General features: G+C 56.0%; 25 protein-coding genes and 1 other RNA gene. 4 read left to right on the plus strand and 22 right to left on the minus strand.

Annotated elements, in window-relative coordinates; genetic code table 11:
- Position 1: 1 nt before the first annotated feature.
- The 3 genes from diaA to J2X14_RS18330 are packed head-to-tail and all read right to left on the minus strand — an operon-like array spanning position 2 to position 3044.
- Entirely contained in the window at positions 2-589 is a 588-nt protein-coding gene (gene diaA / locus J2X14_RS18320) for a DnaA initiator-associating protein DiaA (protein ID WP_352412611.1), read from the minus strand.
- A 14-nt stretch (positions 590-603) separates the two neighbouring features.
- Positions 604-999, minus strand: a complete 396-nt coding sequence (locus J2X14_RS18325; RefSeq protein WP_352412612.1) for a YraN family protein — start codon at positions 997-999, stop codon at positions 604-606.
- Positions 957-3044 carry a penicillin-binding protein activator gene (locus J2X14_RS18330; protein ID WP_352412613.1) on the minus strand — a complete coding sequence of 696 codons (2088 nt, stop codon included), beginning with the start codon at positions 3042-3044 and terminating at the stop codon, positions 957-959. Before J2X14_RS18330 ends, J2X14_RS18325 begins: the two co-directional genes overlap by 43 nt.
- A gap of 61 nt (positions 3045-3105) precedes the next feature.
- On the opposite strand from J2X14_RS18330, the gene rsmI reads away from it, so the two are divergent.
- Positions 3106-3969 (plus strand): 16S rRNA (cytidine(1402)-2'-O)-methyltransferase, encoded by an 864-nt coding sequence (gene rsmI, locus J2X14_RS18335; RefSeq protein ID WP_352412614.1) that lies wholly within the window; start codon positions 3106-3108, stop codon positions 3967-3969.
- 104 nt (positions 3970-4073) lie between these two features.
- Here rsmI and kbaY read toward each other — a convergent pair whose 3' ends face one another.
- The 8 genes from kbaY to kbaZ all read right to left on the minus strand — a co-directional run bounded on the left by kbaY (position 4074) and on the right by kbaZ (position 11450).
- The gene (kbaY, locus tag J2X14_RS18340) at positions 4074-4946 is read right to left on the minus strand and encodes a tagatose-bisphosphate aldolase subunit KbaY (RefSeq protein ID WP_352412615.1); all 873 of its coding nucleotides are present in this window, start codon (positions 4944-4946) and stop codon (positions 4074-4076) included.
- A gap of 12 nt (positions 4947-4958) precedes the next feature.
- Entirely contained in the window at positions 4959-6113 is a 1155-nt protein-coding gene (locus tag J2X14_RS18345; RefSeq protein WP_352412616.1) for an SIS domain-containing protein, read from the minus strand.
- Between the two features lie 297 nt (positions 6114-6410).
- Positions 6411-7544, minus strand: a complete 1134-nt coding sequence (nagA, locus tag J2X14_RS18350) for an N-acetylglucosamine-6-phosphate deacetylase (RefSeq protein WP_352412617.1) — start codon at positions 7542-7544, stop codon at positions 6411-6413.
- Entirely contained in the window at positions 7541-7975 is a 435-nt protein-coding gene (gene agaF, locus J2X14_RS18355; protein ID WP_352412618.1) for a PTS galactosamine/N-acetylgalactosamine transporter subunit IIA, read from the minus strand. The genes nagA and agaF overlap by 4 nt, the downstream gene beginning before the upstream one ends.
- A 16-nt stretch (positions 7976-7991) precedes the next feature.
- Positions 7992-8870: a PTS N-acetylgalactosamine transporter subunit IID gene (gene agaE, locus J2X14_RS18360; RefSeq protein ID WP_352412619.1), complete on the minus strand. Its 879-nt coding sequence runs from the start codon at positions 8868-8870 to the stop codon at positions 7992-7994.
- On the minus strand, positions 8860-9639 hold the full coding sequence (gene agaW, locus J2X14_RS18365; protein WP_352412620.1) for a PTS N-acetylgalactosamine transporter subunit IIC: 780 nt from the start codon (positions 9637-9639) through the stop codon (positions 8860-8862). The genes agaE and agaW overlap by 11 nt, the downstream gene beginning before the upstream one ends.
- Before the next feature lie 10 nt (positions 9640-9649).
- Positions 9650-10123: a PTS N-acetylgalactosamine transporter subunit IIB gene (gene agaV / locus J2X14_RS18370; RefSeq protein WP_352412621.1), complete on the minus strand. Its 474-nt coding sequence runs from the start codon at positions 10121-10123 to the stop codon at positions 9650-9652.
- A 19-nt stretch (positions 10124-10142) separates the two neighbouring features.
- Positions 10143-11450 (minus strand): tagatose-bisphosphate aldolase subunit KbaZ, encoded by a 1308-nt coding sequence (kbaZ, locus tag J2X14_RS18375; protein ID WP_352412622.1) that lies wholly within the window; start codon positions 11448-11450, stop codon positions 10143-10145.
- Between the two features lie 237 nt (positions 11451-11687).
- On the opposite strand from kbaZ, the gene J2X14_RS18380 reads away from it, so the two are divergent.
- The 3 genes from J2X14_RS18380 (at position 11688) to J2X14_RS18390 (ending at position 14408) form a co-directional block, all read left to right on the plus strand.
- Positions 11688-12503 carry a DeoR family transcriptional regulator gene (locus J2X14_RS18380; protein WP_352412623.1) on the plus strand — a complete coding sequence of 272 codons (816 nt, stop codon included), beginning with the start codon at positions 11688-11690 and terminating at the stop codon, positions 12501-12503.
- A 39-nt stretch (positions 12504-12542) separates the two neighbouring features.
- Positions 12543-12921: RNase P RNA component class A (gene rnpB / locus J2X14_RS18385), an RNA gene on the plus strand.
- A gap of 395 nt (positions 12922-13316) precedes the next feature.
- On the plus strand, positions 13317-14408 hold the full coding sequence (locus J2X14_RS18390) for a YopT-type cysteine protease domain-containing protein (protein WP_352412624.1): 1092 nt from the start codon (positions 13317-13319) through the stop codon (positions 14406-14408).
- Positions 14409-14496: 88 nt separating this feature from the next.
- Here the strand turns inward: J2X14_RS18390 and J2X14_RS18395 are convergent, their stop codons facing one another.
- From J2X14_RS18395 to pmbA, 11 genes are all read right to left on the minus strand, one after another.
- The gene (locus J2X14_RS18395) at positions 14497-16407 is read right to left on the minus strand and encodes a BglG family transcription antiterminator (RefSeq protein WP_352412625.1); all 1911 of its coding nucleotides are present in this window, start codon (positions 16405-16407) and stop codon (positions 14497-14499) included.
- Between the two features lie 48 nt (positions 16408-16455).
- Positions 16456-17592, minus strand: a complete 1137-nt coding sequence (locus tag J2X14_RS18400; RefSeq protein ID WP_352412626.1) for a lactonase family protein — start codon at positions 17590-17592, stop codon at positions 16456-16458.
- Positions 17593-17638: 46 nt separating this feature from the next.
- A complete protein-coding gene (dagF, locus tag J2X14_RS18405; protein ID WP_352412627.1) occupies positions 17639-18379 on the minus strand; it encodes a 2-dehydro-3-deoxy-phosphogluconate aldolase in 741 nt (246 codons plus the stop codon).
- Positions 18376-19497 carry a DgaE family pyridoxal phosphate-dependent ammonia lyase gene (locus J2X14_RS18410; protein ID WP_352412628.1) on the minus strand — a complete coding sequence of 374 codons (1122 nt, stop codon included), beginning with the start codon at positions 19495-19497 and terminating at the stop codon, positions 18376-18378. The genes dagF and J2X14_RS18410 overlap by 4 nt, the downstream gene beginning before the upstream one ends.
- The gene (locus J2X14_RS18415; protein WP_352412629.1) at positions 19481-20614 is read right to left on the minus strand and encodes an amidohydrolase/deacetylase family metallohydrolase; all 1134 of its coding nucleotides are present in this window, start codon (positions 20612-20614) and stop codon (positions 19481-19483) included. Before J2X14_RS18415 ends, J2X14_RS18410 begins: the two co-directional genes overlap by 17 nt.
- Before the next feature lie 46 nt (positions 20615-20660).
- Positions 20661-21305 carry a DUF4310 family protein gene (locus J2X14_RS18420; RefSeq protein ID WP_352412630.1) on the minus strand — a complete coding sequence of 215 codons (645 nt, stop codon included), beginning with the start codon at positions 21303-21305 and terminating at the stop codon, positions 20661-20663.
- A 13-nt stretch (positions 21306-21318) separates the two neighbouring features.
- The gene (locus J2X14_RS18425) at positions 21319-22095 is read right to left on the minus strand and encodes a DUF4311 domain-containing protein (protein ID WP_352412631.1); all 777 of its coding nucleotides are present in this window, start codon (positions 22093-22095) and stop codon (positions 21319-21321) included.
- 36 nt (positions 22096-22131) lie between these two features.
- Positions 22132-22428 carry a DUF4312 family protein gene (locus J2X14_RS18430; RefSeq protein ID WP_352412632.1) on the minus strand — a complete coding sequence of 99 codons (297 nt, stop codon included), beginning with the start codon at positions 22426-22428 and terminating at the stop codon, positions 22132-22134.
- 2 nt (positions 22429-22430) lie between these two features.
- Positions 22431-22787: an SFCGS family glycine-rich protein gene (locus J2X14_RS18435; protein WP_085069919.1), complete on the minus strand. Its 357-nt coding sequence runs from the start codon at positions 22785-22787 to the stop codon at positions 22431-22433.
- A gap of 56 nt (positions 22788-22843) precedes the next feature.
- Positions 22844-23173: a glycine dehydrogenase gene (locus J2X14_RS18440; protein WP_352412633.1), complete on the minus strand. Its 330-nt coding sequence runs from the start codon at positions 23171-23173 to the stop codon at positions 22844-22846.
- A gap of 406 nt (positions 23174-23579) precedes the next feature.
- Positions 23580-24920: a metalloprotease PmbA gene (gene pmbA, locus J2X14_RS18445; RefSeq protein ID WP_352412634.1), complete on the minus strand. Its 1341-nt coding sequence runs from the start codon at positions 24918-24920 to the stop codon at positions 23580-23582.
- Between the last annotated feature and the right edge of the window lie 14 nt (positions 24921-24934).

A 24934-nucleotide genomic window follows, 5' to 3' on the forward strand; every position in this document is an offset into this window, starting at 1 on the left:
TTTATTCCTGATGAGGGAACAGGGTGTTATCAATCAAATCACACAGGCAGTTCACGGTCAGCATATGCATTTCATGAATCCTGGCGCTTCTGTGTGATGGAATGCGAATCTCCACATCCTGCGGGCCCAGCAATCCAGCCAGCTCGCCGCCGTCATAACCTGTCAGAGCGATGATGGTCATATCACGCGTTACCGCCGCTTCTACCGCTTTCACGATATCGCGGCTGTTGCCGCGCGTGGAGATCGCCAGCAGCACATCGCCCGTCTGGCCCAGCGCCCGCACTTGTTTCGCATACACTTCCACGTGCAGCCGATCGTCACCAATCGCGGTCAACAGAATATTGTCCGCGCTCAGCGCCAGCGCTGGCAGGCTTGGACGCTCTGCTTCGTAACGGTTAATCATGCTGGCGGCAAAATGCTGCGCATTGGCCGCCGAGGTTCCGTTGCCGCAGCAGAGGATCTTGTTGCCGTTCAGCAGCGATTGCACCATGGTTATCGCCGCGCGCGAAATGGCGTCGGGTAACGCCTCCGCGGCGGCTATCTGCGTCTGTATACTTTCCGTAAAACAGGCTTTTATTCTTTCCAGCACACTACCACCTGGTTCTATATGTGGGCTTGAAACGCATCGGGCAGCCAGCTTAGCTGCTGCCCGGTAATCGCGACAATGTCGAAACGACAGTCTACCGTATCAAAGCTGGCGTTGCGCGCCGCCAGCCACAGCGCGGCGCTGCGTAACAGTTTCTGCTGTTTACGCCAGGTCACGCTGACTGCCGCGCCGCCAAAACGTGCGTCGCGACGATAGCGTACCTCGACAAACACCCACTGTCGCCCGTCACGCATAATTAAATCCAGTTCGCCAACGCGATATCTTACGTTGGCGGCCACAAACACCAGCCCTGCCTGCTCCAGGTGACGACGCGCGATCTGTTCATAACGCGCCCCCTGCTGCTGGCGGTTTAGCTGGCCGGGACCACCTGCCCCTGACGATACTGGCTCCATGTCAACTTCCTGTTGATAACACAATCATCCGTGGCGCTCAGCTGTCCGGTATTGCCGTCAATACGGAAACCCGGCGTCTGACGCACTTCGCTAAAGTGGTTAGCCAGCGTCCAGGCGTCAATGCCCATTGCGTACAGGCGAACCAGCGAGAAATCGTTATTAAAGCTGCGTGCGGCCTGCTGCATCAGCCCTGGATTCGCGCCTGACAGCAGCGGAATATCGCTAAACTGCAGCCCTTCCATCTCCAGACGGAAATCAGGACCGGCACCCGCCTGGAAGCTGCGCGAGCTGGCATAGAGCGCGACATTGCTGCGGCTGCTGATGCGCATGGCGATCATCGGTTTGATCAGCTGTAGCTCACTCTGCGTCGCCAGGATATACACCGCATCCACCGCGCCACCGCTGGCCTCAGCCGCTGGCGGCGTGTTGCTTTGCGGCGCCGGAATGGTTAAACCGGCAATGGTGATGCCCTGCGGCTCATTCACGGCTGGCGTGACCGGCGAGCCGCTCAGCCTGATGCCCGCACCGCTGTTGATGCCCTGCTTCAGCTCGGCAGCGGAGCCGAACCCTTGCTGTAGCACTGTGGCACCGCCCAACGTTTGCCACTCCTGCGCAAAGGCTTTGCTGACGCGGTCGCCCAGCGCGCTACGCGGCACCAGCAGCAACGGCATGCGTTTGCCCTGCTGCCAGATATGATGCGCAGCATCTCGCGCTTCGTCTTCAGGAGAAAGCGCAAAGTAGCAAAGATTCGGATGGTTCTGGATTTTTTCCGGCTCGTTAAGCGCCAGCACATTCAGCGGCGTAGAGGCGTCCGCCAGCTGTTGCACTTTGTCTTTCAATAGCGGCCCGACTACCAGCGTCGCGCCATCCTGCTGCGCCTGGGCCAGCACCTGCTGAATCGGCTGTGAACTGGTGTCATACACTTTTATCTCAGCGTTGCTGGCCGGTGCGGTGGTGACGCTGGCAGCAGGCTGGGCCGCGGCAGTCGCAGGCTGGGCGCTATCTGTCGCGTCAGCGGGCGTTGAGGCTGCGCCATCAACAGGCGCGGCGGAAGGACTCACCACCGCATCCGCGTCCTGCGACGGCTGGCTGGCGTCTGGCGTCGCGTTGTTGCTTTCGCTGTCGCCGGATAAGCCGACCGGATTTTGCGCGCTGCCAACGGCTGGCGCCGGTGCGGCGTTCAGCAGGCCGTTTTTGGCATCGTTAAAGCCTTTCTGGATGGCGCTGGCGAACACCTGCGCCTGGCCGCTCAGCGGCAGCAGCAGCGCGATTTTAGCAGTGGAGGCGGGTTGCAGATTTTGCACCACGCCAAGCGCTGTCGGTGGGGTTTTCGCCGCCGGGTTTTGCGGATAGCGCGCCTGCCAGTCGCCAATCGCTGCTTTCAGCATATCGGGATCGTTACGGTTCGCTTTGTAAACATTCAGCAGATCAAGCCAGCCCTGCAGCGTGTTTTCATCTGCATTGATCGCCAGGCTGCGCATCTGTTCCGGCGGCAGCTGGGTAAGCGTTTGCCAGGTGGCATCGATATTATCCTGATGCGCTTTATCGGCTAACAGCGGCTCCTGGGCGATCAGCATACGCACCAGATCCAGTGACGGCCGCCCCTGATTCGCGGCAATCTTCAGGCCGTAGTAGCGCAACTGTTGATCTTTTGACATGGAAGAAATATCAAGCTTCGCCAGAATCCCCTGCGCGCTGGGGAAATCCTGCGTGCCAAGCCGCAGCTGGGCAGTCAAAAGCTGAAGCTCCTGGCGCTGTACATCGCTCAGCGGCTGCGGCAGTTGGTTAATCTGCTGGTATGCCTGGGGATACTTCCCTTCGTTAAGCAGCGCACGTATCGCAAGTAATTGCCAGTCAGCCTTGTTATCATCTGGGCTTTGCTGCACCTGCTGCAGGTAGTAGCTGGATGTGCCCGTTGCTGGCCCCTGAATATTCACAGAGGGAGCCTGCGGCGTCTGGCCGGTACAGGCTGCCAGGATCAGCCCCGCCAGGAGAACAGGCACAAAGCGCCCTGCTTTTTTTCGAACGACTTTTGAAGGAAGCATACTGTATCCAGTAAGTTTTTTTCAGGATGCTCAATATTAAATCGGCAATTCGGATGAAACAATGAAACAACACGATCGGGCAGAGATTTCTGCCAGCACGCTCTACATTGTACCCACCCCGATAGGCAACCTGGGCGATATCACCCAGCGTGCGCTGACGGTGCTGGCAAGCGTCGATCTGGTGGCTGCGGAAGATACACGTCATACCGGACTGTTGCTACAACATTTCGCCATCAATGCGCGACTGTTCGCATTACACGATCATAATGAACAGCAAAAAGCGGAACTGCTGCTGACGAAACTGCAAGAGGGCCAGAGTATTGCGCTGGTTTCCGACGCCGGGACGCCGTTAATCAACGATCCCGGCTATCATCTGGTGCGCCGCTGCCGCGAAGCCGGCATCCGCGTAGTGCCGCTGCCGGGTGCCTGTGCGGCGATTGCCGCCCTGAGCGCCGCCGGTTTGCCCTCGGACCGCTTTTGCTATGAAGGCTTTTTGCCCGCCAAAAGCAAAGCGCGCTGCGATGCGCTGCGTGCCGTGGCGCAGGAGCCGCGCACGCTGATTTTTTATGAATCAACTCATCGCCTGCTCGATAGCCTGCGCGACATGGTCAGCGAACTGGGTGCGGATCGTTATGTGGTGCTGGCGCGGGAAATCACCAAAACCTGGGAATCGATTCACGGCGCGCCGGTAGCGGAGCTGCTCGCATGGATTGAAGAAGACGAAAATCGTCGCAAAGGTGAAATGGTGCTGATTGTTGAAGGCCATCATGCCGATGAAGAGGCGCTGCCGATCGAAGCACTGCGCACGCTGGCGCTGCTGCAAAAAGAGCTGCCGTTAAAGAAAGCGGCGGCGCTGACGGCGGAGATTCACGGCGTGAAGAAAAACGCGCTGTATAAGTATGCGCTTGAGCAACAGGACGCGTAATTTAACCGGCCCGGATCGTCTCCGGGCCCGTTGCCAGAATACCGCGCGTTGGTGGCATCAGCCACAACGCGCTGGTCGATGAGAACGCGGTGTTGTGGTTATCATCAGGCTTCGGCGGGCAGCAGCAGGCGCGTTGCCGAGCCGCAAACGGTAATTTTGTCCTTCACCACTTTTTTCATCGCCTCCATGCCGACGCGCATGTAGTAACGCGGATCGTTGCCCTGCGGGTTTTCAGCAAACCACGTCTTCACGGCGGCGGCGAAGGCGATCTTTAGCTCCGTAGCCACATTCACTTTGCAGACGCCAAGCTCAATGGCGCGGCGCACATATTCATCCGGCACGTCGCTGGCACCGTGCAGCACCAGCGGGACATCCACCACGTCACGAATTTCCGCCAGGCGCTGGAAATCGATTTTTGGCCGTTTGGCGTAGAGGCCGTGTGCGGTGCCGATAGCGACCGCCAGGCTATCCACGCCGGTGAGATCAACAAAACGCTTCGCCTCCTGCGGGTCGGTCAAAAAGGCGCTCTCCTCATCGACGCTCATGTCATCTTCTACCCCGCCAAGGCGGCCCAGTTCGGCCTCAACGCTACAGTCATGCAGATGACAAAAATCGACCACTGATTTTACCAGCTTAACGTTCTCTTCAAAGGGAAAATGGCTGCCATCTATCATGGCGCTGCGTACGCCCGCATGAACTTTGCAGCGAATATCCTCCAGCGACTCGTGATGATCGAGATGCAGCGCCAGCGGCATCTCGTAGCTGACAGAGTAGGCGTTGCACAGGGCGTAAATCTCTTCAAGCGCGATATGTTTGAAGGTGCCCGGCGTTCCGGCGAGGATCACCGGCGATCGCATCTCGCTGCACACTTCAAGGATCGCCTGGATCGTTTCGGCGTTGTGGATGTTAAACGCGGGGATCGCATAGCCTTTTGCCTGCGCATCCTGCAGAAGATATTTGGTTGAGATAATGCTCATGTCGCGATCCTCTTATGCCTGCCATGGATGAATAACAACGCCCTGCACCACACGATTTACCGTGCCGCTGGCGGACGGGGTATCTGGCGTATTGCCCACGCTGATGGATTGCGTCAGCGCGAACGCCTGCGCATACATCAGAAAACAGAAGGCCAGTTCGGTATCAAAGAAGTGGCGGGAAGGCGGCAGCAGGATATGTGGCCCGGCTTCAATGATGCCATCACTGTCGGCGGCGATAGCCACAACGCGCATCGCCTGCCCGTCACGGCGCAGCTCCGCCAGCAGGTCGAGATCGTACTGGCGGGTATAGGGATGGCTGGAGACGAACACCACCACCAGCGTTTCGCTATCCACCAGCGATTTCGGGCCGTGGCGGAAACCGGTAGCAGAGTCGTAAAACGCGGCCAGTTTGCCTGCCGTCAACTCCAGCACTTTCAGAGCCGATTCGCGCGCCACGCCCTGCAACCCGCCGCTGCCGAGATAGACAATCCGCTTCCAGGGCGCGTTGCCAAATATGCCGTCGCTGAAATCGCCCAGAGACGTGATGATCGCCTGGCAGCGATCGGCGACATCGCGAAAGGTGCGGCTGTTGATCGCCTGCGGCGCAAATACTGCCAGGCAGCTCGCCATCATGGTGGTAATACTGCTGGTCATGGCAAACGCGCGATCGTGCGTTTCCGCAGGCATCAGCAGCGCGCAGGCGTTATCACTGGTAACGGCGGTTTGATACAGGCTGCCCGCTTCGTTGCAGGTGATGGAAAGATGGTAACACTCCGGGACAAACTGATTGGCCAGCTCGACGGCAGCCACGCTCTCAGGGCTGTTGCCGGAGCGGGCAAACGAAACCAACAGTAGCGGCTGCGTTGGGTTCAGGTAATCCATCGGATTAGTGACCAGGTCGGTGGTCGGCACCGCGCTGAAATGTACGCCGGTATGGCGCGAGAGCCACGGCGCGATGATATCGCCGATAAACGCCGAGGTGCCCGCGCCGGTAAGCACAATGCGTAGATCGTTTTTGCGCAGCAGCGGCGTAAGAAAAGCATCAATCGCTGAGCGGCAACGATCGATATTGTTGAGCGAACGCATCCAGCTGGCGGGCTGCTGGCGGATCTCTTCTTCTGTCCAGGTGCCGGTTACGGCAGGGGAAGCGGTGTAGGTTTCTGGCATAACGCAATCCTTGGTCGGGTAAACTCCACTTCAGACACTGATGAAGGTATTACTGTCTTTCGTTTCGTTTCACTTGTTCACATAAGCGGTTGAATAAAATCTATAGAAAAGGAATTGAAACTTCAATGAAAGAAAGTGAAATAAAAAGAAAAATGAGAAGTTGCGCGGGAAATGACATTAAATCTCTAATTTATAAATAATTAATTATTACATAGTGCAGCACAGTCTACTTTTCGCAAGGAAAAGAAAGGCCTTACGGCTTAGCACCGCAGGCCAATGTTGCACATAATGAAAGTTCTACAGTGAGAGGGCCTGACCCTGAATCCAGATCCGCTGAAGATGCAGCCCGCTATCCAGCGCAATGAGGCTGGCGCGCTTGCCGACACTCAGCGATCCCAGCTGATTATCGATGCCCAGCAGCCGTGCAGGATGCAGCGATGCCATATGGATCGCCTCTTCCGGCAACACGCCCGCATGCTCCACCATGTTGCGCACGGCAGCATCAAGCGCCAGCGTGCTCCCTGCCAGCCCGCCGGAGGCGGTGCATACAATGCCACCGCGCATGGTAACCTCTTCGCCGCACAGGCTATATTGCCCGTCGGGCTGACCGGATGCCTGCATCGCATCGGTGATCAGCACCAGCCGCTCCTTTGCGCAGCTGCCGCACAGCCGCATCGCCGCGGGATGAACATGATGTCCGTCGGCGATAAGCTCCAGCCAGGCGCGTGAGTCGGTCAACCCCGCCCCCACCATGCCCGGCTCGCGATGATGTAATCCGCTCATGCCGTTATAACAATGCACCAGCCCGTTCGCGCCCGCGTCAAAAGCGGCGCGGGTTTGCACCCAGCTTGCGGCGCTGTGGCCCAGCATCACCCGCACGCCTTGCCGTCTGAGATAGCGGATCGCCTCCAGCGCGCCGGGTTTTTCCGGTGCCAGCGCCACCGTACGCAGCGTACACTGCGAAACGGCGATCAACCTGTCCAGCTCGGCAATCGCCAGCTCGCGGAACAGTTCCGGCGGATGAGCGCCTTTATTCTGTGGCGTAAAATAGGGCCCTTCCAGGTAACTGCCAAGCACCTGCGCGCCGGGCCCGCCGGAGAGGCAGCGCCGGGCGATGCGCGCCAGCGCGCTATGAATCGACGCCAGCGGCGCGGTAACGGTGGTCGCCAGCCAGCTACCCACCCCTTCACGCGCTTTGTGCATCGCCAGTCTGTCGAGCGTATCCGGCGCTTCATCCATGACGTCAACGCCTGCGCCGCCGTGAACATGCGTATCGATGTAGGCGGGACAAAGCAGCTCGGCGTCCCAGGTCGTCACGCCCGCCGGAACAGGCTCTATCGCCGCGATCAAACCCTCTTCGATGCGTAGCTGGTGGTCATCCAGCCAGCCACGTTCGGTAAGCAGACGTCGTGCGCGCAACAGCGTGCTCATATTCCTTCCTCTACGGGCGCGTCTTCGCGACAACGTCCCAGCTCATCCACCAGGCTCGTCAGGCCACGGTGACCGCACTCCAGCGCCTGCAGGCGGAACGCCTCACTGCTCAGCCCTTCCCGCTCCAGCACCATCTCCAACAGCAACTGCAAATTCGTGCCGGTAATGACTTCGCTTCCTGGTTTCTGCATTGCCAGCTGGGAAGCCACGCGAAACGGCGTACCGCCCAGTAGATCGGTCAGGAAGACAATATCGTGCTCAGCGTCCAGCTCGCGCATCGCCTGCTCCAGCTGCGCAGTCAGCCGCGCGGTGGTGGAGGTTTCTGGAAAGTCGATAGCGATAAACTGCTGCTGCTCGCCAAGAACCTGCTTCATTGCCTGTTCCAGACCGCTGGCAAACCCGCCGTGACCCGTCAAAATAATCCCTAACATTGCACACCTCGCTTTTTCACAGGAAATGACAGAATTTGCCGACCACGCCCAGCAGCACCGTCAGGCCGATCAAACGTAGCGGACTCCAGCCGCGGCGCACCAGCCAGTACATGGTCAGGGTATAAACCAGCGGCAGAAACGCAGGCATCAGCTTATCGATAACATCCGTTTGCAGTTTCACCACCGCATCGCCTGCGGTAATTTCCAGCGTGGTGTTAAGGCGTACATAGGTAGCTACCAGCGCGCCAATAACCATCATTCCGACCACTGATGCCGCATGGCCTACTTTTTTGGTATTGGCTTTAATCAAAGGAATTGCCGCCACGCCCATGCGGTAAGCATAATGCGCCAGGCCAAAACGCAGACCGAGGTGCACAATGTTGAATAACACGATAAATACCACCGCGCCAAGCAGCGATCCCTGTAGCGCGAGGCTTGCGCCGATACCCCCGCAAATCGGTAGCAGCGTTAGCCAGAACATTGCATCGCCGATACCGCCGAGCGGCGCGCCCACGGCGATTTTGGTGCTTTGAATACTGTTTACATCCTGTTTAGAGCGCTCCATCGCCAGAATGATGCCGATAACAAAGGTCACCAGAAACGGATGAGTATTAAAGAAACCCATGTGCCCTTTCATCGCGCGGGCTAAATCGCGCGGGTTGGTATGGATCTTTTTCAGCGCCGGTAGCAGACCGTACAGCCAGCCGGAAGCCTGCATACGTTCATAGTTAAAGGATGCCTGCAGCAGCATGGAACGCCAGGCCACGCGGTTGATATCCTTTTTCGTCAGCTCCGCGCCGACCTGCTGATCTTCATAGACATTTTCATTTACGCCGGTCAGCAGCGTCTCTTCCCTGTCGGAGACGTTTGGCACAACGGTTTGATCAGATGCCATCTTCGAATTCCTCTTTCTGGGCTGCAGATACGGTGGGTTCAGGTGATTTACGCAGCAGGTCGATCAGCGCCATCGCCAGCGCTGCGGCCGCAATGGCCAGTACCGGCAGCTTGAGCCAGGCGGCGGCCACGAAGCCGATAATGAAGTAAGGGATGTAGACATTCTTCATCATGATTTTCAGCAGTACGGCGAAACCAATGGCAGGCATAATGCCGCCCGCGACGCCCAGGCCATCAATCAGGCGCTCCGGCAATACATCAATCGCCGTTTTCGCATGTTCCGCGCCAAAGTAGATCGGCAAGAAGGCGCACAGGAAGTAGAAACCACCCAGCGCCAGCAAGGCCAGATAGTTAACGCGCTCAATGCCTTGCGTATCGGCATTGGCCGCCATGCGGTCGCAGCGGGACATGACGCCGGACATAATGGAGAACAGGAAAGTAATCCCCATCTGCACCGCCACGGCGAACGGGACGGCGACGCCAACGGCGACATCGGGCTTCACGCCGGTGGTAATCGCAAAGGTGGCGCCGACGATGGTGCCGATAATCACATTCGGCGGCTGCGCGCCCGCCAGCGGGGCGAGCCCCATCCAGACCAGCTCCAGCGTACCGCCGGTGAGGATCCCGGTTTGCAGATCGCCCAAAATCAGGCCGACCAGCGGCCCAAGCACCACGGGACGGTGCATATGCGTTAATCCGTTGAACATGTCGAGGCCAGCAATAAAGGCGAGGACACCCAACGCAAAAGCTTGCAACAAGCTGATTTCCATCGTGAACCCCTCAAAGCAGTTTAAAGAGATCCAGAGCGGGTTCCGTCGGAACGCCCTGAACAAAACAGGCCACCCCGGCGGCCTTCAGGCCGTTAAAAGCCGTGATATCGTCAGCGTCAACGGAAACCGTTTTGGCAACCTGCCGTTTGCCATCAACGTAATGCATATTCCCGACATTGATACGGGTAACGGGAACGCCGCCCTCCACCAGCCGCAGAAAGTCAGCGGGCGTTTTACAAACCAGCAGGATTTTTTGCCGATCGGCGGCGCGATGGATATTTTCGATAACCTTTTGCAGCGACCAGAAGCGTACGGCAATCCCTTCAGCCAGCACCATTTCCATTAGATTTTGCTGAACCGAATCTTCCGCCACCTCATCATTTGCGACCAGCACCAGATTCGCCCCGGCAAATCCGACCCACTGAACGCCGACCTGGCCATGAATCAGACGTTCATCAATACGGCTTAAGACAATGTTTGGCATAGCGTTTTCCTTTTCGTTGTTATGCGTTACAGGCGGTCATGCCCACGCAGGCGGCGTGGTACTGACGCAAAATGTCCTGAATGTGGTCGATAATCAGGTCTCGCGGCGTGGCGTTAAGCGCTCCAGCGCGCACTTTCCGGTATTGCAGCGGCAGATACTGACTAATCAGCGGCAGTGGAATCGGCTCATCGGCCAGGTTTTGCACCAGGCGCGCGAAAGCCTCGTCGATTTGGCTGTCCGGCCAGTAGTAGCGCACGCGGTCGGAGTAGCTATAGCCACGCGCCAGCCGACGCGCATGACCGTCGCCGTGGTAATGGTTTTGCCAGTATTCCGGGCGGTCGAGCATCACGCTTTCCAGTACGTGACGCAGACCGGAGCAGGCTTTGGCCGACAGCAGCTCTTCTTCTATTGCCGCCAGCGCAAACAGCGCTTCGCGCAGCGCAAAGGTAAGCGCCGGGCCAACTTTTAAAATGGCGAAGTGATCTTTTACCAGCTGGCGCAGCGCCTGCGGCGTCTGGTAATCCGTGGAGTGCGCTTCAAAGACCAGCGTGTCATACGCCTCTACCATGGCGCTCAGCGCGGTGGCTTTTTGCGGCTGGTAGTCAATAACGTTAGCGTGGTCGAATTCAACGCCCGGCTGCACCACCAGCCCAATGATGCGTGGCCAGATCGCGTTTAACCCCTGTTTCTCAAAAGCGTGGCGGTGCGCTTCCAGCGTGGCACGTGCTGCATCGGGCGTGGTCACCTGCAGCGCCGCCAGCGTTTCGTGCGCTCCGCCGGGTACCGGCACTTCGGTGCCGATGACATACACCAAATCCGATTCGCCAAAGCATTCGCCACAGGTGGCTTCAGCAATTTTCGCCAGCCGCGCCGCACGTTCAGCAACGATTTCATCGGTTAGCGGCACCGGATCGTCCGCGCACGACATGCTGCAATCGAGGTGAATTTTTTTAAAGCCCGCCGCGACATAGGCTTTAATCAGCGCATCCGCATTAGCCATAGCCTCAGCGGCCAGCAGATGCTGCCAGCGGTTAGGGCCTAAATGATCGCCGCCGAGAATAAGCAGTGACGATGGAAAGCCGAGCGAATCGGCCAGCCCGCAGACGATGCTACGAAAATCAGCGGGCGTCATGCCGGTATAGCCGCCGAACTGATCCACCTGATTAGACGTTGCCTCAATCAACAGCGGCGTGCGCTCGGCGTGGGCATGACGAATTGCTGCTTCAAGTACCAGTGGATGCGCGGAGCAAACGGCGTAAATCCCGTTGCTTTGCCCGTGCTTGTGCTGTTTCGCCATTGTTGTGAGATATTTCACTTTCCTCTCCATTCTGGATAGTCATGACCATAAACTTTCGTTTTGTTTCGCTTGATACTGCATCATGGCGTTATAAAAATAAAACGAAAGAAAATGGTTTTCCGATCCGTTTCACAAAAGAAACATAATGAAAAGGTTTATGGCGATATATACAGATTTATCCAGTGTTAGCGGGGTTGCATTCTGGTAAAAGAAAGGCCTTAATATGTAAAAAGAAATGAAACGAAAGTCTTAACCAAAGGATTTCTCATGAGCAGCAGCGACCCTTCCTCAGAAAAGCGTGTGCCTGGCACCAGCGAAAGGCGAGAGCACATTATTCAGCGGTTGCGGCAGCAGGGAAGCGTGCAGGTTAACGATCTCTCCGCCCTGTTCGGCGTTTCGACGGTGACGATTCGTAACGATCTGGCGTTTCTTGAAAAACAGGGGATCGCCGTACGCGCTTACGGTGGCGCACTGATTTGCGACAGCAATACGCCGGGCAGCGAGCCGTCCGTAGAGGATAAAAGCGCTTTGAATACCGCGGTGAAACGTAGCATTGCGCAGGCGGCGGCGGCGCTGGTTCATCCGGGGCACCGCATTATTCTCGATTCAGGCACGACCACGTATGAAATCGCCCGCCTGTTGCATCAGCATACCGATGTGATTGTTATGACGAATGGCCTGAACGTCGCCAACGCGCTGCTGGACGCTGAAGGCGTGGAGCTGCTGATGACCGGCGGCCACCTGCGGCGTCAGTCGCAGTCGTTTTACGGCGATCGGGCGGAGCAATCTTTGCAGAATTACCATTTCGATCTGCTGTTCCTGGGCGTCGATGCCATCGATCTGGAGCGCGGGGTAAGCACCCACAATGAAGACGAAGCGCGTCTTAATCGCCGGATGTGTGAAGTGGCGGAACGGATTATTGTCGTGACCGATTCCACGAAATTTAACCGCTCAAGCTTGCACAAGATTATTGATACGCAACGCATCGATATGATTATTGTTGATGACGGGATCCCGGCGGAAAGCCTCGAAGGATTGCGTAAAAGCGGGATCAAGGTGGTTTTGGTTCAGATGAAGTCGTGAAGAGTGACAGCGGCGCGTAAAACCTCTATACTGCGCGCCGAAGCTGACCAGACAGTCGCCGCTTTGTCGTCGTCCTCTTTCGGGGGGAGACGGGCAGAGGGGAGGAAAGTCCGGGCTCCATAGGGCAGGGTGCCAGGTAACGCCTGGGAGGCGCAAGCCTACGACCAGTGCAACAGAGAGCAAACCGCCGATGGCTCATTCGTGAGCACAGGTAAGGGTGAAAGGGTGCGGTAAGAGCGCACCGCGCGGCTGGTAACAGTTCGTGGCACGGTAAACTCCACCCGGAGCAAGGCCAAATAGGGGTTCACAAGGTACGGCCCGTACTGAACCCGGGTAGGCTGCTTGAGCCAGTGAGCGATTGCTGGCCTAGATGAATGACTGTCCACGACAGAACCCGGCTTAACGGTCAGCTTCACTCTTTATCAAACCCCGCTTCGGCGGGGTGATAGCGAACAGCACCAGCTATTGTTCGCCTTAAAAATAGCAGCGAGTCTCGCAAGAGACTCTCCGCTTATAGCAAATAAGCAACTACCCGCCGCGATTTAATCCTGTTAGCAAACCGAAAAAACCGACACCAATTCTTTCATTATCAAAACTCGTTTCGTTAGTATCCGGCACTTTTATCATTCCTTCTGATTTATTTTTTACTTAACGTCTTTATACGCGTCCACAAAGCGTTTTGTTGTGTGAAGCGGATGCTGGATGACTTTTTTTTGAAAGTAAATCCGGAAAAGAAATGTTATATACACCGTTTAACCCTGTAAATTTAGGGTGCTTATTAGAGCTATTAATATAAAACAGGATGCAATTTCCATGAAAATTATAAATTCCGCCGCAGCACGTAACCTTTTTGACCTTAATATTTCTACTCGTGAATTAAAAAAGCTCCAAAAATTGAGCAACGTTGGCCTCTCTAATTTGACCCTGCGGCGCTTACATAAAACGATAGCGACATCAGATAACGAAATTAAAAAAAACGCAATTAAACAACTGCTGAATAAATTAACGTATTCAAATTATAATCCTTCAGTAACAGGCGATCACAATCAGGAAAGAAAAATCCTCGAACAGCAGTCAGCTAATATCGCTTTGCAAAATAAAAAGGCTAAAGAAGAGGAGCAACAGGTTGTTCTCAGGCAGCCTGATTTCCGGCCCGTTGGCGCTAATCAAAAAGCGATCGCCGTCAAAAAATTAAATATGCTGGGGGTAAATATTACCGCATTACCCAAAAGCTATGGTGAGTTACTGTCTGCGATCAAGCGTGATTTACCAGCGGATGTTTCAACTGCGCTGGAAAAACGTTTTAAAAAGTTCAGTGATGAACGGAGCCTCAATCCAAAAAATACGCAGCGGATATTGCGACAGTTGATCAAATCCCCCGTTTGCCTGCAAAACTTCACTGAACAGTTTGGGGGAAAACATAGCACGGCATGGTCACAGACTGAAACTATTTTGTCTAATGTTCAAATTGGTCAGGACGGGCTATGTGGCAGCTTATCGTTTAAATGGTGTGGCGATAAATTTCACAGGATTAGTTTTTTTAGCGATACCGCATCGCCGGAAGGCTTAAATGAAGTTCTAACGCTAAAATTGTCTAACCCGCGCCTGATAGAGGAATATTTACTGGATCGCGGCTTACGGCCCAGATTAAGCGTGCCGGACGGAATAGATGTCCAAAATAGCATATTTAGTTTAATGATGCTGGACCCTAAAGAGGGAACAGGACACGCGATAGCTGCACAATGTTATAAGCAATCAAACGAGTACCGTTTTTTTGATCCTAATTCCGGTGAGTTTTCATTCTCCAACCCTGAAAATATGGAGCAGTTTATTATTACGTACGTTAACATCCTTTATCCAGATTTCCTGAATATCAAAACATTTCACTTTAATCGGATCGATTAGTTAATCGCGATGCTGAAAATGATGATTTTATGCTCAGTAAGCAAAAGGTCATAACCATATTCATCAAGCTATTTCTCCCGGCTCTGGGTTATAGCCGACTTAAACAGTCCAGCGCCACGCTTTTAAAGCTGGCGAAATCACTGCTGTCGCGCAGGCGCGTCATGGCGCGCTCGCGCATAAAGGTAACAAACAGATCGTAAATCGCCATCGCTTCCTCATAATCATCCTTGCTGATGGCGAGCAGGAAAATGACATAGGCGGTCTCCTCGCCCCAGACAATGCCTTGCGGCGCTAACACGGTATAGACCACGCTTTTTTTCGCCAGCAGCCCCAGCGAGTGTGGCAGCGCTATCCCCTCGCCCAGCATGGTGCTGAGGATCGCCTCGCGCTCTTCAACCGAGGGATAAAAGGTCTCATCCACAAATCCTTCCTGCTCCAGCTGCTGACACAGCAGGCGGAACAGCTGCGCCTGCTCCATTGGCCGATCGATAATGCAGAAATGACGCTGGTCGAAAAAGCGCTCCAGCATATAGGGTTTGGTGCGATCCACCAGCACCTGTTTCCCCAGCTGTTCCAGCTGATAATCAGTAGGAAAAGGCGACATCACGACAATCGGCTTGCCCTTCTCGCTGAGCCGCACGGTGGAGATCACAAAATCCTCTTCAATGCTCTGCTGCATCTCATACTCACGCAGCGAAATAATGCGCGTCACCACAATTTGTGGATACTTACGCAGCAGCATGGCCTGAATCATGCGTACGGTTGAATTGCCGGTATCGCACACCAGCATCACCTGCGGATGACGCTGATAGCCTACATTATAATGGCGCTCCAGCCCAACGCCGATATGCAGCACCAGAAAACCGATTTCGTTTTCGCTGATCACATACGGCGTATATTTACTCCAGCTGGAAACCGCCGCCAGCGTCACGTCATAGGCCATGGGATAGTGTTGTTTGATATTGGTCAGCAGCGGATTGGGAATGGTGATCTGATAGCGGACGCGGGTGATCATGGTTTTAATATGCGTCAGCAAGTCGGCGCGCAGCTGCTGGTCGTTTTGCAGATTATAGTTGTAGTGCGTATTGATATAGCTAAGGATATAGTCCACCAGCGAATCGCCGTCGTCAGCGCTGATAGCGCTGGGCGCGATCTCTTCTACCCGCCGGGCGGCGATGTTGAGCCGCAGCCAGGCCTCTTCCGCGGGGGCAATCACTTTGCCGGTAATCGGCCGCATCAGATTGATGATATGGCGCGCCGCCGCCTGCACATCGCTGTCTACTTCGTCGGCGCTGAAATCGGAGAGCGGATAGCCTTCGCTGATACGGCGTACCGCAACGGCGCAGTAGAGGCGTAAATAAAGCTCGCCCTCGTCGGTCATGCGGATATTGAAGCGCGCGAAACACTGTAATAGCAGCGGCTGCAGCGTCAGCAACATGCCGCTATTGAGCGCTTCCATCTGCAACAGTGGGTTTTCACTGTTTTCCTGCGCAATCTGATAAAGCAGATCGGTCAGGCAGGTGCGGATCGCCATCTCGCTGCCGAACAGCTTCATGCCGTAACGCGGACGCGCCTCAATAGTGAGCTGATAGCGGCTGAGCCACTCCCTGACCTCCGCCATATCGCTTTGCAGCGTGGCGCGGCTGACAAACCACTCTTCCGCCAGGTCTTCCAGCTTGATCGCCCAGGCCGACGTCAGGAAACGCGTCAACAGATAGTGAATACGCTCCGTTGAGGTGCGGGGAATACGCAAATGTGCCGGAGACTGCTGCGTCAGGCGCTGATAGCGCGCCGAATCCAGGATGCGCAGCTGATAGCCTTCGCCGCGACACAGCACAAACAGCGCGCCGTGCTCGGCCAGCATCTCGTTAAGCATATTAATGTCGGTGCGCACGGTGCGCGTCGAAACCGCAAAACGCCGCGCCAGCTCATCCTGCGGCAGCGTCTCTTTTTGCAAAGTATCAAATAGCTGAGCCAGTCGCTGGTTTGGAAATCTCACGGCATCTCCCCGGTTGGCAGCGCATCGGCGCGGCAAATTAATTCGCTATCATGGCACAATCACCATCTGAGACGGCGCGCCAATCGCGGTGTAATCATCGCTAAAACGCAGCTTTCCGCTGTCGCTGTCGATATAAAATCGCGTGATGTTGTCGCTGCGTTGATTAAGGATATAAAGGGTTTTGCCATCTTCAGATAGCGTCAGCGTGCGCGGATAGTCGCCGCGCGTCCAGACATGTTCAATCGGCGTCAACGTCCCGCTAGTTTCAATCTGGAAATGACCAATGCTGTTATGCAGGCGATTCAGCACATACAGATGCTTGCCGCGCCGATCTATCGCCAGGCCGGATGCAAAGCTGGTGCCTTTATAACCCGGCGGCAGAGAAGAGACGGTTGCGCCCTCGGTCAGCGTCCCCTGCTGCGCATTCAGACGATACCAGGTAAGGGTCGACGCCTCTTCATTGATCAGCCACAGCCCTTTGCCGTCTGGCGCAAAAACAAAATGGCGTGGCCCTGCGCCCGCAGAGGAGGCGGCCAGCCACGGCGGCGTATTTGGCGTCAGCTTGCCCTGCTCGAGGCGATACTGATAAAGACGATCTAACCCTAAGTCGGTGCTGAACACATAGCGCCCCTGCGGATCGCTGGCGATCATATGGGCATGCGGCCCGTCATGATCGCTGCTGGCAAAGCTGCCCTCAACGGCGGCCTGCGGCTGGGCGGCGCCCGGCGCGCCCTGATGCTGATGCCAATCGCTGGCCTGCTCCAGCCCGCCGTCTGTGCGCACCGGCAGCACGGCAACGGAACCGCTGACATAATTAGCCACCAGCAAATGTTTGCCATCAGGCGTCAGCGCAAGATAAACCGGCCCGCTGCCAACAGAGCTGACCTGATTGATCGCCGTCAGGCTGCCATCCTGCGCCAGGCGGTAAGCGGCGATCGTCCCTGGGTCGCTTTCACTGGCGACATACAGCACGTTTTTCTGCGCGTTCACCGTCAGCTGCGCGGCGTTATGCAGATTACTCACCAACGTTTTATCATGCAGCGAGCCATCCGGGGCGATCCTGAAACGATAAACGCCCTCACCGTGCGGCTGGTAAGTGCCGACAAAGGCAAAAGAAGCCGCCGCAGCCAGCGGCGCAACGCCAAACAACGCGACAGACAAGGCGGTAATCAGCTGTTTTCGCATAGTGTTATCCCGTAGTAAATTGCCGTTACGCCGCTTTGCCGCGACGTTAGCCCACCAGCTTTTTGGTTATCGCCAGCAGTGTTTTGACATCCTCCGGCCGCGTATCGCCAGAGGCTTTATCGATAATGGAACTGTAAATATGCGGAATGATTTTACTGACGCCCGCGTCCAGCGCGATCTGTAAGATCGCTTCATAGTTATCCAGATCGATACCGCCGGTCGGCTCCAGCCAGAAATCGTGTTCGGCGCAGGCCTGCGCCACTACGGTAAACTCTTCCCGCGCTTGCAGGCCGCCCATGGGAAAATATTTAATTGAGCTGCCGCCCATATCTTTCAACATGGCAATCGCAGTTTCAACCGGCACGATCGCATCTGCTGCCTGCGCGCTTAACGGTCCGGTGGAAATTTTCACCTTGCCCGGCGTGCCGGTGGGTGAGACCAGACCGTTGACTACGGTTTGCTGCTGCCCCAGCAGGGCGCGGCTGGTGGCGACGCCGGTAAACACCTGGTTGACGTGCTGCGGCTGCACTTCACGGGCGATCTCGCTGACCATCGCCGACTGACGCGGATCGCCCGCGCCCAGGCCAACGGAAAGCGCGTTATCAATCAGCGCAGCGTACTGACGCATATCTTCGACGGCGCTTGCCACGCTGGCGTAGTTTTTCGATAGTACGCCAACCAGCACATGGCCTTCAGCCGCCTGCCAGATCGCCTGCGCGTTATCTTTTGATCCTGCCAGTACGTTCAGGCAAACCCGGTTATGGTAAAAATCAGGCGTCAGCGTCATGCGTGTTTCTCTCCTGTAAGCAAAGCTTTGATGCTAAGAAAAATGGTGTTCAACTGCTCCGGCGTTACGCTGCGCACATCCGCTTCTACGATGCCTTCATTGGCTTTGTAACCACGGAAATAGATAGCGATCGCGCCGTTTTTCAGCGCCTGTACCAGCTCGCCGGTGGTCTGACCGATAGCCGCTTCGTCAAAATGGATCTCCGCGCGGGCAATATCGCGTCCGGCGGCGTCCCAGACCACACGGGCGTTAACGCCATTCAGGCCGTTAAGATGGTCGATAAAGGGCGTCATTTTTTCCACCATCTGCGCCCCGCTCTCTTTCTCGCGCGTCAGATAGTTTTCAATCGCCTGCGTCAGGCCGAGAATGCCCTCTTTACCCACCTTCATCGCGCGGCCGATACCGGACGACTGGCGTTTAACCCACTCAACGTACTGATGTTTGCCGACCACCAGACCGCTGGTCGGCCCTTCAATCGCCTTAGCGCCGCTGTAGATCACCAGATCGGCACCGCACTGGTAGTAACGCTGCAAATCTTCTTCCGCGGCGGCATCGACAATTAACGGCACCTGGTGTTTACGCGCCACCACCGCCGCCTGCTCAACGCTCAGATGGCTTTTCTGCACACAATGATGCGATTTTATATAGAGAATCGCCGCCGTTTGCGGCGTTATCGCCGCAGATAGCTGCTCCGGCGTACATTCATTGGCATATCCCGCTTCCACCAGACGGCCGCCGCCCAGTGTCACCATGGTGCCCACCGGCGCGCCAAAGTTCACGTTATGCCCTTTCGGCAGCACAATTTCATGCGGCACGGTCAGCGGCGCGGCGTGTAAATTATCCAGCAGCCAGGCATTATCTTTAACAATCACCGCCGCTACCGACTGCGCCATACCGGCGGAGGCGCAGGAGACCACCAGCGCATTTTCTGCGCCAAGCAGTTTCGCAATATAGGCGCCGGTTTTATCCACCAAATCTTTCATTTCAAAATAGTGGTTCAGGCCATATTTCACCGTATCCACCACGTCCGCCGCAGGCGTAGAGACGCCAAGAATCGTCATGCGCCCGGAAGCGTTGATCACCTGTTTCAGGTGATATTTTTCATAGATCGAAGACATTTTTTGCTTTCCCTTCCTCGGTAACATTCCACTGCCCGGCAACCACCGCCGCCAGCGGGATAAAATGCCGCTGGCCCTGTACGGTTTCACCCTCTGAATCGCGCTGCAAACGCTCCTCATTGCTCAGCGTAAACAGCGTAAGATCGGCATCAAAACCTGGCTCCAGCCGCCCTTTATGCGCCAGACGCAGCCCATCAGCCGCTTTCCAGGTCACGCAGTCGATAATCTGCGGCAGCGTCATACCGAGACTGAAGAACTTCGACATCACGTGCGCCAGGTTCTTGACCGGCCCTTCGATGCGGTTACGGCAGTAGATGTCGGAGCTGATGGTATCGGGCAGAATGCCCTGGGCGATGGCGCGCCGCGCCACCTCAAAACTGAAGCTGGCGCTGCCGTGGCCGACATCCAGCCGCACGCCGCGCTGCAACGCGTTTTTCACCGCCAGTCGCAGTTCGCCTTCCGGCGTCAAAATACGGTTCGGTTTGCCGTTATAGCAGTGGGTAATGATGTCGCCTGCGGTCAGCTGTGCGGCGATCTCATCCAGATGCGGCGGGTTATTGCCGATATGCACCATCAACGGCAGGCCGTGGTTCTCTTGCTGAATCTCTTTTGCCAGCTGCAACGGACGGATGCCGTTCTCCCCCACGACGCTGCTGCTGATGCGCGCCTTAAGCCCGATGATAAAATCGGGCAGGCGCTGCAATGCTGCGCTGACGGCGGGCTTATCAATTTGGCTCAGATCGGCCAGCTCATTTTGCGTAGTGATGCCGGTGCGGGCGATATTCAGCAGCGCATAAACCTGGGTTTGCGCCTTACGCGTGAGCTGATGGAGATCGTCAACGTCAGTCGCGCCGGTGCTGCCCGCATCCACCACGGTGGTAACGCCGGTGGCGACGCCAATGTTGTCCGCCTCATCATGATAAATCGGTGATTTGGGATAGCAGTGAACGTGTGAATCAATCCAGCCTGCGCTGAGGTAAACGGTGCCATCCAGTCGCCGTTCCTGTTTTGCGCTGCCTGATACCTGCCCAACCGCAGCGATTTTCCCATCCTGAATGGCGATATCAACCAGCCGTTCATCAACCAGTCGGGCACGGCGAATAATCAGATCGAACATAACAACTCCTTTGACGGGCCAGCCTCTGGGGCAGGCCCGTTACGGTTTACAGCGCTACCGGGAAGATCGCGCCCAGCACCATTGCTCCCAGAATCGCACCGCCGGTGATCGGTTTATTCCACAGGTAAAACACCAGCGCGCCGACAAGCGATCCCAGGCCGATAGGAATCGATGCGCCCATCGCCGAGAGGATAATCAACGGGCCGAGGAAGCGCCCGGAGGTGTTGCCCGCGCCCATCATCACGTCTGCGCCGTAGGTGGAATCGCTCTGGTTGATGGTGAATTTACGCGCCAGAATAATCACGTAGCCAATCGCCAGGCCGATAATCAGGCCGGTGACCAGTGAGGCGGCAAAATTAGCCACCGGAAAGATAATGCCTGCGCCCAGCAGCAGCGCCGGAACGCCCAGCCCAACGCCGGTTTGAATCGCGCCGCCGATATCCAGAATGCCGACCAGCGAGCCTTCGATAATGCGCGCAAACAGGAAGCTGGCGCCAAAGGCGGCTACCGCGCCATAGGCACCGGTTTCCATTCCGGCGCGCAGCATGGAGACAAAGGCCACTTCGTTAAAGGCGCCGATGCCGTACAGGTAATACATATGCGTCCCGGCGAATACCCCGGCGGAAAGCAGGCCAACAAAGATCGGGAAGGACCAGTCGGCGTACCAAAATCCACTTTTCGTCTCGTTCATCGTATGCTCCCGCTTATTTTCCGCTCAGGCCGTTGTGAATCATCTCAAGCCAGCCCGGCACGCCCAGCTGGAAAGATTCCAGCAGTTTCATGTCGAAGCCGCGGAAGAAACCGCTCAACACAAACAGCAGCACAATGGAGACCATCATCACTTTGGTGACTTTGTTCCAGCCGCTCTCTTCCACGCCTTTACCGATCAAAATACCCAGCACCAGGCCCGGTACGGCGTTGCCCATGATCAGCTGCGCCAGGCCGCCGAAAATCGTCGCCCAAAAGCCCGATTTTTTACCGGCATCGATCGCCGCCAGCCAGAAAATCACCGGCATCACGGTGTTAACCAGCAGGTTAGCGGCCGGCACCAGCACCTTCACCGCCGTAACCTGTAGCGCTTCCGGTACCGCCGAGGCGGTTGAGTTCAAAAAGGCCACCACAAACATGCCGATAAGACCGCAGGCGATCGCCATTTTTTTCGGATCGTGCAGCGTTTCGGCGACGTTACGGTTTTTGATCATTAACGCTGCCGCGCCCCAGTTAGGGATAATGCGGTGGTCAACGTCCTGGGTAAAAGAACCGGCGGCCACGGAAGAGGCCCAGGCGTTAAAAAAGAAGCCGAGGCCAAAAGAGAAGTGAGAAGCGGGATCGCCTTCACAGGAGTTAAGTTCGCCCAGTGTTCGAAATGCGCCCATGCCTTGAGAGGTTGGCGCATGGAACATACGTGCGGCACCTGCGCCGACGCCCACGCCTACCAGCCCGCCAATCACCAGCGACTTAAGCAAAATAATTAAAAACATCAGTCTTTCCTTATGTCTTATCGCCTAACGTTTTTATTACACGACGGTAAAATCCACCTTGTCGGTATCAATCACGGTCACGTTGACGGTAATGTCCAGCTCTACGCTGTAATTCCGTCGTTCACGCGGCAGAAAGAAAAACAGAAACCTCTCTTTTCTGACGCTCTGCTGCGCACGAATAACCTTTACGTCCTGTGGCTCGATGCGTAGCAAGACTTTCTGAGTGGATTGCAGCACCTTGTGCTGCACATGGCTGAGCGCATCGGCAAAGGCTCTGCTTTGCGTATCGCCTTTGCCGCTGACCTGAACGGAGGTGGTGTATTGCTGTTTCATACTTAGCTGCCGTACTTTTTATTCCAGGCCAGCACCAGCTTCTCGCCCAATTCCTCTTTATCCATAAAACCAAATCCCAGTACGTTGGCGCCTTCGTTAATGGCCGTTACGCCTTCATCAATCGAGCGCATACCGTGTTTGGCCTTATAGCCATATTTGTTTTGCGCCGTAATCGCGCCCGCGCCGCCGCTGCCGCAAAAAGAGATGCCGAAATCAGCGTTTTCCGCTTTCATGACATCGCCCAGCTTCATATCCGCCGCCACGCCAGGCACCACTACCGCGCGTCCGCCCGCTTTTTCAATGCCGGCCGCGACTTTTTGTCCTTTACCTAAACGATCGCCAATCACTACGGTTACCATGTTGCGTTCCTTCTGTTGAGTTTGCTTACTGCGGGCGGGCGCTGGCCTGCCGCTGATTAATTTGATTTCGCTACTTCAAAATGCACTGAAAGCAGCCATGCCTCTTCACGCGGCAGGTTGCCAAACAGATCGACCACCTGCTGCGCCAGCCGCATTGATTCAGGCGAGATATCCTCAAACAGTTCGGCCTCCACCTCCGGCAGCGGCTCGCCGGTTAATGAACGCAGCGCCATCGCGCGTACGTGGGAGGCCAACATTTGCTGCTGCACCGCATTGGGATAAATAGCCTCTGCCGCAAAGAGCTGGTCTATCTGTTGCTTTACCCGCTCGGCCAGCGCGTCGATCTCTGCGTCGCTAACCGAATTTTGCACCGCACTGTTATTCACCTTTCCCACTCCTGATTGCCTGAATGTCCATTTATTCGTGTTGAAAACAAAGTAGCGCTATCCCCACAGGGTTTGTAGCCCGACTTTTTCCGCCACAAAGTGGAAATAACCGCGCGTTCGCTGCGCGAGGTCGCAAAAAAGTTATTTTGCGCGTAATAAGCGGCAAAGGACGCCATTTGATTCGGCGATTAGCCAGCATTTACGCATAAACGCGCAAATAAACCGGGAAAATCCCAGCCAAAAGTAAATGATTTTTGATCAACAATAAGAAAAGGTTATGAATATCTATAGAGGGAAGGAGGCGGAGGCGGTGAATAAAATGCTGAGAGAAAAATAATAAGGTTGTTCAGAAAAAGAGATAAAAAAAACCGGGCACGCTAAGGCGCCCGGTGATTATATTTTGCCGTTATTGCCCGGCGATACTCATTTCCGGCAGCAGCACGGAACCGCACTGAATATTACTGCGCGTTTCAATATCGTCGCCAACGGTGACAATATTACGCCACATATCTTTTAAATTACCGGCAATGGTAATTTCGCTTACCGGATACTGAATTTCACCGTTTTCTACCCAGAAGCCTGCCGCGCCGCGTGAATAGTCGCCGGTGATGCCGCTTACGCCCTGGCCCATCAGCTCAGTCACCACCAGCCCTTTGCCCATCTGCTTAAGCAGGTCGTCAAAGCTGCTGCCCTGACCGGCAATGCGCCAGTTATGAATGCCGCCAGCGTGACCGGTGCTTTGCAGGCCCAGCTTACGCGCGGCGTAGCTGGTCAGCAGCCAGGTTTGCAGCACGCCCGCTTTAACGATTTCACGATCCTGGGTGCGCACGCCTTCGCTGTCGAACGGCGTGGAGGCCAGCCCTTTCAGCAGGTGCGGTTTTTCTTCAATGGTCAGCCATTCCGGCAGGATCTGGGTGCCCAGCGCATCCAGCAGGAAGGTGGATTTGCGATAAACGCTGCCGCCGCTGATGGCCCCCACCAGATGACCAAACAGGCCGGTAGCGACTTCCGATGCAAAGATCACCGGCGCTTTCATCGTTGGCAGCTTGCGCGGCGCCAGGCGTGACAGCGTACGCCGTGCGCACTCTTGTCCAACCCACTCCGGCGACTGCAGGTCGTCTAAAGCGCGGCCGATGGTATAGGCATAATCACGCTCCATATCGCCTTCCGCTTCCGCGATCACGCAGCTGGAGAGCGAATGACGGCTGGAACTGTAGCTTTGCAGCATGCCGTGGCTGTTGCCGAACACTTTGATGCCGACGTGGCTGTTAAAGCTGCCGCCTTCGGTATTGGTAATACGCGTATCCGCCTGTAGCGAAGCCTGCTCGGCACGCGCCGCCAGCTCGATCGCTTTGTCCGGATCGATCTCCCACGGATGGAACAGATCGAGATCCGGCGCGTCAAAGGCCAGCAGCTCGCGATCGGCCATCCCGGCAAAAGGATCGGGTGAGGTGTAACGGGCGATATCTACCGCCGCCTGCACGGTGCGCTTGATCGCGTCACTGCTCAGATCGGTGGACGAGGCGCTGCCCTTGCGGTTTTGATAATAAACAGTAATACCCAGCGCGCCATCGCTGTTGAACTCAACGTTTTCTACCTCACCATAACGGGTACTGACGCCAATACCCGTGGTTTTACTGACCGCTACCTCAGCGCCGTCGGTACTTGCTTTCGCCAGCTCCAGCGCCTGGGCGACTGCCTGCTCCAGCACTTTACGTTGTTCTGCAACCTGAGTGAGTATTTTCATTGATCTACCATAAT

The sequence above is a fragment of the Mixta sp. BE291 genome (genome assembly GCF_031457955.1).
In the GTDB taxonomy this organism is placed as follows: domain Bacteria; phylum Pseudomonadota; class Gammaproteobacteria; order Enterobacterales; family Enterobacteriaceae; genus Mixta.

What these genes read in the sequence shown, in the direction of transcription:
- rsmI (WP_352412614.1), top strand. Translation starts at nt 3,106, where the DNA reads ATGAAACAACACGATCGGGCAGAGATTTCTGCCAGCACGCTCTACATT.
- J2X14_RS18330 (WP_352412613.1), bottom strand. Translation starts at nt 3,044, where the DNA reads ATGCTTCCTTCAAAAGTCGTTCGAAAAAAAGCAGGGCGCTTTGTGCCT.
- agaW (WP_352412620.1), bottom strand. Translation starts at nt 9,639, where the DNA reads ATGGAAATCAGCTTGTTGCAAGCTTTTGCGTTGGGTGTCCTCGCCTTT.
- agaF (WP_352412618.1), bottom strand. Translation starts at nt 7,975, where the DNA reads ATGTTAGGGATTATTTTGACGGGTCACGGCGGGTTTGCCAGCGGTCTG.
- kbaZ (WP_352412622.1), bottom strand. Translation starts at nt 11,450, where the DNA reads ATGGAGAGGAAAGTGAAATATCTCACAACAATGGCGAAACAGCACAAG.
- J2X14_RS18435 (WP_085069919.1), bottom strand. Translation starts at nt 22,787, where the DNA reads ATGGTAACCGTAGTGATTGGCGATCGTTTAGGTAAAGGACAAAAAGTC.
- J2X14_RS18325 (WP_352412612.1), bottom strand. Translation starts at nt 999, where the DNA reads ATGGAGCCAGTATCGTCAGGGGCAGGTGGTCCCGGCCAGCTAAACCGC.
- pmbA (WP_352412634.1), bottom strand. Translation starts at nt 24,920, where the DNA reads ATGAAAATACTCACTCAGGTTGCAGAACAACGTAAAGTGCTGGAGCAG.
- J2X14_RS18345 (WP_352412616.1), bottom strand. Translation starts at nt 6,113, where the DNA reads ATGCCAGAAACCTACACCGCTTCCCCTGCCGTAACCGGCACCTGGACA.
- J2X14_RS18415 (WP_352412629.1), bottom strand. Translation starts at nt 20,614, where the DNA reads ATGTTCGATCTGATTATTCGCCGTGCCCGACTGGTTGATGAACGGCTG.
- kbaY (WP_352412615.1), bottom strand. Translation starts at nt 4,946, where the DNA reads ATGAGCATTATCTCAACCAAATATCTTCTGCAGGATGCGCAGGCAAAA.
- J2X14_RS18390 (WP_352412624.1), top strand. Translation starts at nt 13,317, where the DNA reads ATGAAAATTATAAATTCCGCCGCAGCACGTAACCTTTTTGACCTTAAT.
- J2X14_RS18430 (WP_352412632.1), bottom strand. Translation starts at nt 22,428, where the DNA reads ATGAAACAGCAATACACCACCTCCGTTCAGGTCAGCGGCAAAGGCGAT.
- agaE (WP_352412619.1), bottom strand. Translation starts at nt 8,870, where the DNA reads ATGGCATCTGATCAAACCGTTGTGCCAAACGTCTCCGACAGGGAAGAG.
- J2X14_RS18410 (WP_352412628.1), bottom strand. Translation starts at nt 19,497, where the DNA reads ATGTCTTCGATCTATGAAAAATATCACCTGAAACAGGTGATCAACGCT.
- nagA (WP_352412617.1), bottom strand. Translation starts at nt 7,544, where the DNA reads ATGAGCACGCTGTTGCGCGCACGACGTCTGCTTACCGAACGTGGCTGG.
- J2X14_RS18420 (WP_352412630.1), bottom strand. Translation starts at nt 21,305, where the DNA reads ATGAACGAGACGAAAAGTGGATTTTGGTACGCCGACTGGTCCTTCCCG.
- J2X14_RS18425 (WP_352412631.1), bottom strand. Translation starts at nt 22,095, where the DNA reads ATGTTTTTAATTATTTTGCTTAAGTCGCTGGTGATTGGCGGGCTGGTA.
- dagF (WP_352412627.1), bottom strand. Translation starts at nt 18,379, where the DNA reads ATGACGCTGACGCCTGATTTTTACCATAACCGGGTTTGCCTGAACGTA.
- J2X14_RS18380 (WP_352412623.1), top strand. Translation starts at nt 11,688, where the DNA reads ATGAGCAGCAGCGACCCTTCCTCAGAAAAGCGTGTGCCTGGCACCAGC.
- agaV (WP_352412621.1), bottom strand. Translation starts at nt 10,123, where the DNA reads ATGCCAAACATTGTCTTAAGCCGTATTGATGAACGTCTGATTCATGGC.
- J2X14_RS18400 (WP_352412626.1), bottom strand. Translation starts at nt 17,592, where the DNA reads ATGCGAAAACAGCTGATTACCGCCTTGTCTGTCGCGTTGTTTGGCGTT.